Origin of the sequence: Streptomyces sp. NPDC059355, from assembly GCF_042752335.1 — a bacterium.
Lineage (GTDB): Bacteria > Actinomycetota > Actinomycetes > Streptomycetales > Streptomycetaceae > Streptomyces.
This window is the reverse complement of the sequence record NZ_JBHYXN010000082.1, coordinates 1-11,904: the sequence shown is the minus strand read 5'-3', so window position 1 is coordinate 11,904 and position 11,904 is coordinate 1. Positions and strand designations below refer to the sequence as shown.

At 72.8% G+C, this 11,904-nt stretch carries 13 protein-coding genes; 3 read left to right on the top strand and 10 right to left on the bottom strand.

The genetic code is table 11. The features are described 5' to 3' along the window. The 8 genes from cysC to ACFXGI_RS38130 all read right to left on the bottom strand — a co-directional run. Positions 1–416 (bottom strand): adenylyl-sulfate kinase (cysC, locus tag ACFXGI_RS38165; protein ID WP_384717521.1); only part of this gene is annotated, 416 nt, incomplete at its 3' end. Between the two features lie 44 nt (positions 417–460). After that, positions 461–1,159: a phosphoadenylyl-sulfate reductase gene (locus ACFXGI_RS38160; RefSeq protein WP_384717518.1), complete on the bottom strand. Its 699-nt coding sequence runs from the start codon at positions 1,157–1,159 to the stop codon at positions 461–463. After that, positions 1,156–1,335 carry a hypothetical protein gene (locus tag ACFXGI_RS38155; protein WP_384717514.1) on the bottom strand — a complete coding sequence of 60 codons (180 nt, stop codon included), beginning with the start codon at positions 1,333–1,335 and terminating at the stop codon, positions 1,156–1,158. The genes ACFXGI_RS38160 and ACFXGI_RS38155 overlap by 4 nt, the downstream gene beginning before the upstream one ends. Continuing rightward, complete coding sequence (locus tag ACFXGI_RS38150; RefSeq protein ID WP_384717511.1) at positions 1,332–3,041, bottom strand: nitrite/sulfite reductase; 1,710 nt, start codon at positions 3,039–3,041, stop codon at positions 1,332–1,334. The genes ACFXGI_RS38155 and ACFXGI_RS38150 overlap by 4 nt, the downstream gene beginning before the upstream one ends. A gap of 228 nt (positions 3,042–3,269) precedes the next feature. Further along, positions 3,270–3,353: a putative leader peptide gene (locus tag ACFXGI_RS38145; RefSeq protein ID WP_351782709.1), complete on the bottom strand. Its 84-nt coding sequence runs from the start codon at positions 3,351–3,353 to the stop codon at positions 3,270–3,272. Positions 3,354–3,643: 290 nt separating this feature from the next. Then, positions 3,644–4,207, bottom strand: a complete 564-nt coding sequence (locus ACFXGI_RS38140; RefSeq protein ID WP_384717508.1) for a GNAT family N-acetyltransferase — start codon at positions 4,205–4,207, stop codon at positions 3,644–3,646. A 5-nt stretch (positions 4,208–4,212) separates the two neighbouring features. Further along, a complete protein-coding gene (locus ACFXGI_RS38135) occupies positions 4,213–5,478 on the bottom strand; it encodes a GAF domain-containing protein (protein WP_384717524.1) in 1,266 nt (421 codons plus the stop codon). Positions 5,479–5,790: 312 nt separating this feature from the next. Next, positions 5,791–7,446: an acyl-CoA dehydrogenase family protein gene (locus ACFXGI_RS38130; RefSeq protein ID WP_384717505.1), complete on the bottom strand. Its 1,656-nt coding sequence runs from the start codon at positions 7,444–7,446 to the stop codon at positions 5,791–5,793. Positions 7,447–7,463: 17 nt separating this feature from the next. On the opposite strand from ACFXGI_RS38130, the gene ACFXGI_RS38125 reads away from it, so the two are divergent. Together ACFXGI_RS38125 and ACFXGI_RS38120 are read left to right on the top strand one after the other, a co-directional pair. After that, on the top strand, positions 7,464–8,597 hold the full coding sequence (locus ACFXGI_RS38125; RefSeq protein ID WP_384717502.1) for a YihY/virulence factor BrkB family protein: 1,134 nt from the start codon (positions 7,464–7,466) through the stop codon (positions 8,595–8,597). A gap of 62 nt (positions 8,598–8,659) precedes the next feature. Beyond that, entirely contained in the window at positions 8,660–9,451 is a 792-nt protein-coding gene (locus ACFXGI_RS38120; protein WP_384717499.1) for a helix-turn-helix domain-containing protein, read from the top strand. Here the strand turns inward: ACFXGI_RS38120 and ACFXGI_RS38115 are convergent. Then, positions 9,340–9,807, bottom strand: coding sequence for a VOC family protein (locus ACFXGI_RS38115; RefSeq protein WP_384717496.1), 468 nt, complete (start codon positions 9,805–9,807; stop codon positions 9,340–9,342). The two genes, ACFXGI_RS38120 and ACFXGI_RS38115, sit on opposite strands and share 112 nt — an antisense overlap. Before the next feature lie 346 nt (positions 9,808–10,153). On the opposite strand from ACFXGI_RS38115, the gene rsgA reads away from it, so the two are divergent. Then, entirely contained in the window at positions 10,154–11,275 is a 1,122-nt protein-coding gene (gene rsgA / locus ACFXGI_RS38110; RefSeq protein ID WP_384717493.1) for a ribosome small subunit-dependent GTPase A, read from the top strand. Positions 11,276–11,359: 84 nt separating this feature from the next. On the opposite strand, the gene ACFXGI_RS38105 is transcribed toward rsgA, so the two are convergent. Beyond that, positions 11,360–11,740 carry a PPOX class F420-dependent oxidoreductase gene (locus tag ACFXGI_RS38105; RefSeq protein WP_384717490.1) on the bottom strand — a complete coding sequence of 127 codons (381 nt, stop codon included), beginning with the start codon at positions 11,738–11,740 and terminating at the stop codon, positions 11,360–11,362. Positions 11,741–11,904: the final 164 nt, after the last annotated feature.

Genomic DNA, 11,904 nt, shown 5'->3' with positions numbered 1-11,904 from the left:
CCGGAGATCTCGCCCGCCGCCTGCTTGGCGTACAGGCCCTTGACGTCACGTACGGAGCACACCTCGACCGGGGTGGCCACGTGCACCTCCAGGTACGAGGTGCCCTCCGCGGCGTGCCGCTTGCGGACGGCCTCGCGGCTGTCCGCGAACGGCGCGATCACCGGGACGAGCGCCTTGACGCCGTTGCTCGCGAGGAGTTCGGCGACGAACCCGATCCGCTGCACGTTGGTGTGGCGGTCCTCCCGGGAGAAGCCCAGCCCGGCGGAGAGGAACTCGCGGATCTCGTCTCCGTCGAGTACCTCCACACGGTGGCCCTCGGCGCGCAGCCGCTCGGCCAGCGCGTACGCGATGGTGGTCTTGCCCGCGCTCGGCAGCCCGGTCAGCCACACGGTGGCGCCCTGGTCGCTCACGCTCATCTGCCTGCTCTCCGTCGCGTTCGTAAGAGATATGGGGTCGGTCATCAGCCGTGCAGTCCGCACTCGGTCTTGGCCCGTCCGGCCCAGCGGCCGGCCCGCGCGTCCTCGCCCTCCGCCACGCGGCGGGTGCAGGGGGCGCAGCCGACGGAGGCGTAGCCGTCCATCAACAGCGGGTTGGTCAGGACCCCGTGCTCGGCGACGTAGGCGTCCACGTCGTCCTGGGTCCAGCGGGCGATCGGGGAGATCTTGACCTTCTGCCGCTTCTCGTCCCAGCCGACCACCGGGGTGTTCGCCCGGGTCGGGGACTCGTCGCGGCGCAGGCCCGTCGCCCACGCGTCGTACGCGGTCAGGCCCTCTTCCAGCGGCTTGACCTTGCGCAGCGCGCAGCACAGGTCGGGGTTGCGGTCGTGCAGCTTCGGGCCGTACTCCGCGTCCTGCTCGGCGACCGTGCGGGTCGGGGTGAGCGTGATGACGTTGACGTCCATCACGGCCTCGACCGCGTCGCGGGTGCCGATGGTCTCCTCGAAGTGGTATCCGGTGTCGAGGAACACCACGTCCACGCCGGGGAAGGCACGGGAGGCCAGGTGGGCGACCACCGCGTCCTCCATGGAGGAGGTGACGCAGAACTTCCTGCCGAAGGTGTCGGCGGCCCAGCGCAAGATGTCCAGCGGGGACGCGTCCTCGAGGTCGCGCCCGGCCTGCTCGGCGACGGCCTTGAGACCCGCGTCTTGAGCGGTGGTCATATCTCGTCCCCTCCAGCGGTGTCGGGCCGGACGCCCCGGGACAGCAGCCCGAGGTACTTCAGCTGGAAGGCCCGGTTGCAGGACCTGCACTCCCAGGCGCCGTGACCCGTCTCGTTCGGAAACAGGTCCTCGTCGCCGCAGTACGGGCAGTGGAACGGGGCCGCGCGCTCGCTCACGAGAGGTCCTCGTCCTTCGCACGGGTCACCCAGGCGGCGAATCGCTCGCCGTCCTCGCGCTGCTCCTCGAAGCGCGTGACGACCCGCTCGACGTAGTCGGGCAGACCGGCGGAGGTGACCTTGAGGCCGCGGACCTTGCGGCCGAAGCCGGCCTCCAGTCCGAGCGCGCCGCCCAGATGGACCTGGTAGCCCTCGACCTGCCGGCCGTCGTCGTCGAGGACCAGCTGGCCCTTGAGACCGATGTCCGCCACCTGGATACGGGCGCAGGCGTTCGGGCAGCCGTTGAGGTTGATGGTCAGCGGCTCCGCGAACTCCGGCAGGCGGCGCTCCAGCTCGTCGATCAGCGAGGCGCCGCGCGCCTTCGTCTCGACGATGGCCAGCTTGCAGAACTCGATGCCGGTGCAGGCCATCGTGCCGCGGCGGAACGGGGACGGCTTGACCCGCAGGTCCAGCGCCTCCAGCGCGGCGACGACGGAGTCGACCTTGTCCGCCTCGATGTCGAGGACGATCATCTTCTGCTCGGCGGTGGTCCGCAGGCGGCCGGAGCCGTGCTGCTCGGCGACGTCCGCGATCTTGGTCAGGGTGGCGCCGTCCACGCGGCCGACGCGGGGCGCGAAGCCGACGTAGAACCGGCCGTCCTGCTGCTGGTGCACGCCGACGTGGTCGCGCCACTGGCCGCTGGGCTGCGCGGGCGCGGGGCCGTCGGTCAGCTTGCGCTTCAGATACTCGTCCTCCAGGACCTGGCGGAACTTGGCCGGGCCCCAGTCGGCGACGAGGAACTTCAGCCGGGCGCGGGTGCGCAGGCGGCGGTAGCCGTAGTCGCGGAAGATCGAGATGACGCCCTCGTAGACGTCGGGGACCTCGTCGAGCGAGACCCAGGTGCCCAGGCGCACGCCCAGCTTGGGGTTGGTGGAGAGGCCGCCGCCGACCCAGACGTCGAAGCCGGGGCCGTGCTCGGGGTGCTCTACCCCGACGAAGGCGATGTCGTTGATCTCGTGCGCCACGTCGAGCAGCGGCGAGCCGGAGACCGCGGACTTGAACTTGCGGGGCAGGTTGGAGAAGTCCGGGTTGCCCACGATGCGGCGGTAGATCTCGTCGATGGCGGGGGTGCCGTCGATGATCTCGTCCTGGGCGATGCCGGCGACGGGCGAGCCGAGGATGACGCGGGGCGTGTCACCGCAGGCCTCGGTGGTGGACAGCCCGACGGCCTCCAGCCGGCGCCAGATCTCCGGGACGTCCTCGATCCGGATCCAGTGGTACTGCACGTTCTGCCGGTCGGTGAGGTCGGCGGTGCCGCGCGCGAACTCCTGCGAGATCTCGCCGATCACGCGGAGCTGCTCGGTGGTGAGCCGGCCGCCGTCGATGCGGACGCGCAGCATGAAGTACTTGTCGTCCAGCTCCTCCGGCGCCAGGATCGCGGTCTTGCCGCCGTCGATCCCGGGCTTGCGCTGGGTGTAGAGACCCCACCAGCGCATGCGGCCGCGCAGGTCGTTGGGGTCGATCGAGTCGAAGCCCGTCTTGGAGTAGATCGTCTCAATGCGTGTCCGCACGTTGAGACCGTCGTCGTCCTTCTTGAACTGCTCGTTGCCGTTGAGGGGGGTGTGGTGTCCGACGGCCCACTGACCCTCACCGCGGTGACGGCCGGTCTTGCGGCGCGCGGCGGCTGCGGGAGCTGCGGCTGCGGGCGTTTCGGGGGTGGCGGCCATGGCGGTACGTCCTTCTTCGGCGGCTCGTTGCAAGGGCGGGGGAGGGGCGGCGAGTGCCCCTGTGATCAGCCCTGCCGCTGAGCAGGTGCGGCCGATCGCCGCCCGATTTTCCGGTTGTGCCGGTGGTCAGGGCGGTGTTCTGCCTTCAGGGGACTGCGGGCGGCGGCGCCCCCGCTACGACGGTGTGCGGGGCGCTGGGCCGGGGCTGCGCGGCGGTGGCTGGTTCCGTCAGCGCGCCGAACAGATGGCACTGGACATGCGGCCGAGGTCGACGTGCCGCCGACTCACCAAGGCAATTCCAGCTCCATTCATGGCGGAAGCGTGTCATGTGCCGATTGGAGGAGTCCACTACTGTCCATTATTCGGACGATGTAGTCCCGCATTCCGAGACAACGTGACGCCGGTCACGTGGTGGGGGGACGCGGAATCCGGCCGCCGCGCCCCGCGGACGGGGCGGCGTCCACCGGCGGGACTCTGTGCACCATCGCGAACACCCTCGACTGCGGGTCGAGTCCCTGGACCGTCCGCACGAACGTGACGGCGATACCGGCCGGAGGGTGGGCGGGGCCGGGTCGGGCGGGTCGGACGGTTCCGGTGGGGCGCTATGCGCCCGGCCAGGGGCCGGGGGTGGGGGCGGTCTCTTTCTGCTCCGTCTCCGTTTTGAAGAGCTTGAAGCCGCGGCGCAGGTAGTTGTCCATCGCGGTCGGGCCGTCCTGGCTGCACGTGTGGAGCCAGACCCGCGTCGTCGCCTCGCGCCCCGGCCAGCGGTCCGCCAGGGACCAGGCCGCGTCGACGCCCAGCGTCAGCAGGTGGCCGCCGATGCGGCGGCCCCGGAAGTCCGGGAGCAGCCCGAAGTACATGATCTCCACCACGCCGTCCTCCTGCGGGTCGAGCTCCACGTATCCCGCCGGCGTCCCGCGCTCGTACGCCACCCACGTCTCCACGCCGGGACGGCCCAGCTGCTCCACCCACTGCGCCCGGGTCAGCGACAGCCGGTCCGTCCAGTGGATGTCACCGCCCACCGAGGCGTAGAGGAAGCGGCTGAACTCCGGCGAGGGGACCTCCGCCCGCCGGACACTGATCTCAGACCCTGGGACGGCCGCCCGGACCAGATCCTGCGGCGAGGCCATTTCCAGGGACCACGTGGTGAGTGTGAGGGTGCTCATGCAGGTCAGGGAATCACGCCGGCCCCCGCCCGGCCCAGCCGGGCCCTGATCACCGCCGGCGCCGTCGAGTGCGGCAGCAGCGCCGCCGGGTCCTCGGGGCGGATCAGCTCCACCTCCACGTCGTCCGCGAAGCGGTACGGGCGGTGGGTCAGCACCCCGCCCAGGTGCCGCCGTACCCGGGACAGCTCCGCCCGCACCGTCACCGTGCGCGTCGGGTCCCCGAACAGCTCCGCCGCCAGCTCCGCCGCCGACCGCCCCCGCGGGCTCTCGGCCAGCAGGAACAGCAGTTCCGCGTGGCGCGGGCTCAGCTCCTGGGACCAGCTCCCGGCGGCCCCGTACACCGTCGCCGACCACGCGCGCGGCCGGCTCAGGTCCAGCACGACCCGGCTCGCCGCCGCGGACGTGCCCGGCGCCCCCGCGACGCGCAGCAGCCAGCCGCCAGGCAGCGGCTCCACCAGGCAGTCCCCGAGCTGCGCCACCCACACCCGGCCCGGCCCGAACCCCTTCGGGAGCGGGATCCGGTCCGCCGGGGCCAGCCCCGTCACCGCCGCCGTCCAGCCGTGCGGGTCCACCGCCAGGGCCTGCCCCGGCAGCCGGGCCAGCAGCGGCGACGCGACCGCCCGCAGCCGCTCCAGCGACTCCAGGTGCCGGATCCGCAGCTCCCGCTCCGCGAGCCGCGCCACCGAGCTCACCCACGCCAGCGTGGCCGGGTGCATGGTGGCCAGCGGCCCGCTGACGTCCACCACGCCCAGCAGCCGCCCGTCCCGCGGGTCCCGCACCGGGGCCCCCGCGCAGGTCCAGTCGTGGTGGCTGGAGACGAAGTGCTCCGCAGAGAACACCTGTACCGGCTGCCGGGCCACCAGAGCCGTGCCCACCCCGTTCGTGCCGACCACCGCCTCGTCCCAGTCGGCGCCCACCGTGAACCCGAGCCGGTCCGCCTTGCGCAGGATCGAGGAGGCGCCCTCCCGCCACAGCAGCCGCCCCTCGGTGTCGGCGACGACCATGATGTGCAGCGCCGGGTCCAGCGCCGGCAGCAGCCCCTCGCGGAGCACCGGCAGGATCTCCCGCAGCGGCGAGACCTGCCGCCGCTCCTCAGTCTCGGCCGCCGACAGCATCCGCGAGCGCGCGTCCCGGTCCGGGTGCACCCCGCCGGCCAGCATCCGGCGCCAGGACTCGGCGATCTCCGGGCGGGGCTCCGCGGGCGGCCGGTCCCCGGCCAGCGCGGCCGCCCGTACGCCCTTGAGCAGACGCGCGGCCTCCCGTGCGTCCATGGCCGAGATGCGTGCCACATCGACCGTGCTGCCTGTGGTGTAGGCCACCGGAACCTCCCCGTGCGGAACGAAACGCAAAGAACGCAGAGAACGCAGAGAGCGCAGAGGACTCAGAGGGTTGCAACGGTATGCAACCCTCGCCAAGTCCCGGGCACCCGACCGAAACTGTCCGGACGTCGCCTCGCGGCGTGACAGCTCCTCCTCGGGGCTTTCGGATCAGGGGTGGTGCCGAGTCGGCGCGGCGCCACCTCTGCTCCCGGTCAGACGGGCCCGGATCCCGGCCCGGACCTGTTTGGGGACAGGACCCGGAACCTAGCCCGCGATCCGCGCCCGTTCGACCAGCGCACCCAGATGCAGGCTGTGCGGCAGCGTGCCGAAGGCCGCGCCCCAGTCGCCGCCCAGACGCGAGGCGCAGAACGCGTCCGCCACCTCCGGCGGCGCCCACCGCACCAGCAGCGATCCCTGCAGCACCAGGGCCATCCGCTCCACCACGCGGCGCGCCCGGGCCTCGATGCCCTCCAGGTCCGCGAGCTCGGTCAGCAGCCCCTTGATGGCCGAATCCAGCCGGTGGTCGGCGCCGCGCGCCCGCCCCACCTCCTGGAGGAACGCGTTCAGCGCCATCGGCTCCCGCTGCAGCGCCCGCAGCACGTCCAGGGCCTGCACGTTGCCCGAACCCTCCCAGATCGAGTTCAGCGGGGACTCGCGCAGCAGCCTCGGCAGTCCGGACTCCTCGACGTAGCCGTTGCCGCCCAGACACTCCAGGGCCTCCGCCACCATCGGCGTACAGCGCTTGGTCACCCAGTACTTCGCGACGGGCACCGCGATGCGCAGGAACGCCCGCTCCTGCTCCGTCCCGGCGTCGTACGCGGCCGCGAGGCGCAGCCCCAGCGTCGTCGCCGCCTCCGACTCCAGTGCGAGGTCGGCCAGAACGTTGCGCATGAGCGGCTGCTCGATGAGCCGTGCTCCGAAAGCAGAGCGGTGCTCCGCATGGTGCACGGCCTGCGTCAGCGCCTGCCGCATCTGTGCCGCCGCGCCCAGCACGCAGTCCAGCCGGGTCGCCGCGACCATCCCGATGATGGTCCGCACCCCCCGCCCCTCCTCGCCGACCCGCCGCGCCCACGTCCCGTCGAACTCCACCTCGGCCGACGCGTTCGACCGGTTGCCCAGCTTGTCCTTCAGCCGCTGGATCGCGAACACGTTGCGCGCCCCGTCCGGCAGCACCCGGGGCACCAGGAAGCAGGTCAGGCTCTCCCTCCCGGAGGCGGAGGCCTGCGCGAGCACCAGGAACCCGTCCGACATCGGCGCCGAGCAGAACCACTTGTGCCCCGTCAGCAGGTACTCGCCCGCCGCGTCCAGCGGCTTCGCCGCCGTCGTGTTCGCCCGTACGTCGCTGCCGCCCTGCTTCTCCGTCATCGCCATGCCGAACAGCACGCCGGCCTTGCGCCCGGCCGGCCGCAGCCCCTGCTCGTACACGTGCGAGGTCAGCAGCGGCTCCCACTCGGCGGCCAGCTCCGGGTCCGCCCGCAGCGCCGGTACCGCCGCATGGGTCATCGAGACCGGGCAGCCGTGCCCCGCCTCCGCCTGCGACCACACGAAGAACCCGGCCGCGCGGCGCAGGTGACCGGCCGGCCGTCCCCACGCGTCGGTCAGCCCGGCGCCCACCGCGTGCCCCAGCAGCCGGTGCCAGGCCGGGTGGAACTCCACCTCGTCGATCCGGTTGCCGTACCGGTCGTGCGTACGCAGTTCCGGCGGGTTCTCGTTCGCCAGCGCACCCCACCGCTGGGCCTGCGCCGAGCCCGCCGCCCGCCCGAGTTCGTGGAGCTCCTCCCGTACCTCGCCGAGGAGTTCGGGCGCCGCGGCCGACAGGTGCCGCTCCACGCCCTCCCGCAGTGCCCGGTCGGTGCCGTAGACGTCGTGGCCCACCAGGGGAGGGGCCTGGTTGGTGACTGTGTGGGTGGTGGCTGCCATGCGGATACCGTAAGGACGTGCAGCCAGCAAAAGAAACACCCGAGCGGGTCCACGAGCGGGTCCCCGGGCGACTCCACCGGGCCCGTGCCCTGTACCGCAACGTCTCCAAGCGCAAGATGGCGTGGCTGCTGCTGAAAGACACCGTCAATTCGTGCATCGAGTACCGGATCCTCGGCCTGGCCGCCGAGGCGGCGTTCTTCACGCTGCTCTCGCTGCCGCCGCTGTTCCTCGGCCTCCTCGGCCTGCTCGGGTACGTCGACGGCTGGACGGGCGGCACCTTCGTGGCCTCCATCGAGGAGAACATCCTCAACGCGGTCGGCACCGTCCTCTCCGACCGCGGCGTCAACGACATCGCGAAACCGATGCTCGACGACGTCACCAAGGCCGGCCGCCCGGACCTGATCTCCCTCGGCTTCGCCTTCGCCCTCTGGTCGGGCTCGCGGGCCGTCAACGTCTTCATCGACACCATCACCGTGATGTACGGGCTCGACGGCCAGCGCGGCATCGTCAAGACCCGGCTGCTGTCCTTCCTGCTGTACGTGGTCGCCCTGGTGATCGGCGCGGTCGTACTGCCCCTGATGGTGGCCGGGCCGGACGCGGTCGTCCGCTGGGTGCCCTGGAGCACCGAGGTGATCGCGGTCCTCTACTGGCCGATCGTCACCCTGCTGTCCATCGCCTTCCTGACCACGCTCTACCACGTGTCCGTCCCCGTGCGCTCCCCGTGGATCGAGGACGTCCCGGGCGCGCTCGTGGCGCTCGCCATGTGGGTGCTGGGCTCGTTCCTGCTGCGGATCTACCTCACGAACACCGTCGAGGGCCCGACCATCTACGGCTCGCTGGCCGCGCCCGTCGCCGTCCTGCTGTGGATCGGGGTGTCGGCTTTTGCCGTGCTCGTCGGCGCGGCCGTGAACGCCGCCATCGACCGTGTCTGGCCTTCCGTGGCCACCGCCGCGGCCCGCGAGGCCAACGAGCGGGCCCGCGAGGTGGAGGCCGCGCAGTTGGTCGCGCGCGCCGCCGCGTGGCGGGCCCTCGCCGAGGGCGAGTCGGAGGACGACGAGGACGGGGACGGCGCGATGCCGTCCGAGTTCCCGGAGCGCTGGTCGAAGTTCCTGCCGCCCGAGGACTACTCCTCCCGGCTGCGCAAGCACTGACCGGCGCCGTGCTCCGCGGCCCGCGGGCGGCGGAGCACGGGCCGCGGCGTAGCGTGGTGGCCGTGTACGAGGAGCGGCCGTCCCCGCTGGTGCCCGGCGCGATCGTCTGGCGGCGCACCGCAGCCCCCGGCGGGCCCGTGCTGCCCGACGGCTGTATGGACCTGCTGTGGGTGGGCGGACGGCTGCTGGTGGCCGGCCCCGACACCGGTCCGCACCCCGCCGGGGAGGTCCCGGGCGGGTTCTTCGCCGGGCTGAGGTTCGCCCCCGGCACGGCTCCCGCGCTGCTCGGCGTACCGGCGTACGAGCTGCGCGACCGGCGGGTCGAGCTCGCCGACCTCTGGCCGGAGCCGCAGGTGCGCGCCCTCGCCGAGCGTATGAGCGCGTACGAGGACCCCGGCTCGGGACTGGAGCGGCTGGTCCGCGGCCGCGCGGCGCGGAGCAAGCCCCCCGACCCCCTCGCCGCACGGGTGGCGGCCGGGCTCCGCGCGGGGGAGTCCGTCGCCGCCGTGGCGGCGGCCGTGGACCTCGGGCCGCGCCAGCTCCACCGGCGCTCCCTCGACGCCTTCGGCTACGGACCCCGCACGCTCGGGCGGGTGCTGCGGCTCCAGCGGGCGCTGGAGCTGGCCAGGCGGGGGCTGCCACAGGCCGAGGTGGCGCACCGGGCCGGGTACGCAGACCAGGCCCACCTCGCACGCGAGGTGCGGGCGCTGGCCGGGACCACTCCCGGGGCCTACGCGGCGGCCTACGCCTCGGCCCGTGCCTCGTCCGGCTCCGCGACCGGCTCCGCGACCGGCTCCGCCGCGGCGGCGAACAGGGAGACCCCGCAGCCGTCCGGGTCGAGCACGACCGCGTAGCGCTGCCCCCAGAAGGCGTCCCAGGGCTCCAGATGGCCCTCGTAGCCGGCGTCCGTCAGCTCGGCGTACACCGCGTCCACCTCGGCGGGGGACCCGCACAGGAATGCGAGCCCCAGCCGGTCGCCCCCGGCGGGGCGGGTCCAGGACGGGTCGAAGGAGCGGATCACGTCCTCCGTGTCCCAGCCGATCCGGAGCCCGCCGGGGAGGACGGCCTCCACGTGGGGCTGCTCCTCCGCCCCGGCCGGGAGGTCGAGGCCCAGACGGCGGTAGAAGGCGAGCGAGGCGGCCATGTCGGAGACGACGAGGCCGATCATGTCGAGTCGGGGAGCGGTTCGGGGAGTCGTTCGGGAAGTCATTCGGGAAGTCATGCGGCCAGGCTAGGAGCGGCCGCGCCCGCCGGTCTTGAACGAATCGGACATGCGCCCGGCCGGGGTGGCCGGAAGAAGCCGGAAAGGGAGCCGGAAAAAGAGTTGGCGTGCGCCGGAGGCCACTTGCTACGGTGATCGAGTTCCCGCCGATCCGCGCGGAACCGCCAGTACGTGCATGACCCGGAGGTGAGTTCATTGATGACTGTCGTCGCGCAGGGCGCTGCCCGCACCCAGAAGACCATCAATGTCACTTCCGTGGTCTCCGGCTGACCTCACACCTCTTCGCGCGCCACCGAGCGCGCGCTGCCGGGGCCACCCTGTGAAGGGTTCCCCCTTGTCTTTCTCTTCTTCCCGCCCGTCTTCCTCCACCTCTTCTGCGTACGCGTCCGCCCTCGCCCCGTTCGGCTGGGACGAGGCCTGGGAGGCCGAGTTCGCCCCGTACGCCGAGCAGGGCCTGCTGCCCGGCCGCGTCGTGCGCGTGGACCGCGGCCAGTGCGACGTCATGACGGCCGACGGCATCCTCCACGCCGACACCGCCTTCGTCACCCCGCACGACCCGCTCCGCGTCATCTGCACCGGCGACTGGGCCGCCGTCGAGGCGTTCGGCAACCCCCGGTACGTCAAGACGTACCTGCCGCGCCGGACCGCCTTCGTACGCTCCACCTCCTCGAAGCGGTCCGAGGGGCAGATCCTCGCCGCCAACGTCGACCACGCGATCATCGCGGTCTCCCTGGCCGTCGAACTGGACCTCGGCCGCATCGAGCGCTTCCTGGCCCTGGCCTGGGAGTCCGGGGCGCAGCCGCTGGTCGTCCTGACCAAGGCCGACCTCGTACCGGACCCGGTGACGCTCGCGCACCTGGTCCAGGACGTGGAGACCGCGGCGCCCGGCGTCGACGTCCTCACCGTCTCCTCCCACACCGGGGAGGGCACGGACGTGCTGGCGGCGATCGTCGCCGGAGGCACGAGCGTGCTGCTCGGCATCTCGGGCGCGGGCAAGTCCACCCTGGCGAACGCGCTGCTCGGCGCCGACGTCATGGAGGTCCAGGCCACGCGCGACGCGGACGGCAAGGGCCGGCACACGACGACCACCCGCAACCTGCTGGCGCTCCCCGGCGGGGGCGTCCTCATCGACACCCCCGGACTGAGGGGCGTCGGCCTGTGGGACGCCGGGACCGGGGTCGGCCAGGTCTTCTCGGAGATCGAGCAGTACGCCGCCGACTGCCGCTTCCACGACTGCGCGCACGAGGCCGAACCGGGGTGCGCGGTGCTCGAAGCGCTCGAGAACGGCGAGCTGCCGGAGCGGCGCCTGGAGAGCTACCGCAAGCTGCTCCGGGAGAACCAGCGGATCGTCGCCAAGACGGACGCCCGGCTCCGCAACGAGATCCGCCGGGACTGGCGCATCAAGTCGGCCGAGGGCCGGGCCAATTACGCGGCGAAGCGCACCGGCCGCTACTGACGCCCGCCCCTTGGGGCCCGGACGCCTGCCCCCTCCCCCGAGGAGGGCGGACGTCCGGGCCCCGTACCGGGCCCGCCGTCAGGGTCAGGCGTCCTCCAGGCCCCACGCGAACACCCGCTCCGGGTGGATCCGGATCACCTCCGGGCTGAAGTGCGGGCCCAGCGCGTGCGGGCCCACCTCCAGCGTGGCGCGGCCGCGGATCTCCACGCCGCGGACCTTCCACGGGCGGGTGCTCGCCAGATCGTCCACCACCAGCGAGAGCCTCGGGTTCTTCCCGAGGTTCCGCCACTTCTTCGTCGACCCCATGGCCATGCCGCCCACCAGGACCGTTCCGTCGTCCTGCGGGAAGAACCCCACCGGATTCGCCTGCGGCTGCCCGGCCGCGTCCACCGTCGCCAGCCGCCCCAGCCGCTGCGACCGCAGGTACGCCAGCTGCGTCTCGCTGAAACCCTCGAACTCCGTCATGCCACCCAGCCTCGCAGCGCCACGGACCACCCGCATGGGGCCTTCGGCCGAGCAGACGTAGATCCCTGGCCCTAGGTCGTGTCGTCAAAGTCCCGTCTGGCCGGCGGGGCCTGGCACGCACGCTCGCCGCGTTGTCGTCGGTCACCGACGTCCCCCAGCTACCG

Excerpts from the sequence above, each read along its gene's own strand:
- ACFXGI_RS38145 (WP_351782709.1), bottom strand. The coding sequence starts at position 3,353 with ATGAATGGAGCTGGAATTGCCTTGGTGAGTCGGCGGCACGTCGACCTC.
- ACFXGI_RS38140 (WP_384717508.1), bottom strand. The coding sequence starts at position 4,207 with ATGAGCACCCTCACACTCACCACGTGGTCCCTGGAAATGGCCTCGCCG.
- ACFXGI_RS38135 (WP_384717524.1), bottom strand. The coding sequence starts at position 5,478 with ATGGACGCACGGGAGGCCGCGCGTCTGCTCAAGGGCGTACGGGCGGCC.
- ACFXGI_RS38130 (WP_384717505.1), bottom strand. The coding sequence starts at position 7,446 with ATGGCAGCCACCACCCACACAGTCACCAACCAGGCCCCTCCCCTGGTG.
- ACFXGI_RS38105 (WP_384717490.1), bottom strand. The coding sequence starts at position 11,740 with ATGACGGAGTTCGAGGGTTTCAGCGAGACGCAGCTGGCGTACCTGCGG.
- ACFXGI_RS38115 (WP_384717496.1), bottom strand. The coding sequence starts at position 9,807 with ATGACTTCCCGAACGACTCCCCGAACCGCTCCCCGACTCGACATGATC.
- ACFXGI_RS38150 (WP_384717511.1), bottom strand. The coding sequence starts at position 3,041 with ATGGCCGCCACCCCCGAAACGCCCGCAGCCGCAGCTCCCGCAGCCGCC.
- ACFXGI_RS38160 (WP_384717518.1), bottom strand. The coding sequence starts at position 1,159 with ATGACCACCGCTCAAGACGCGGGTCTCAAGGCCGTCGCCGAGCAGGCC.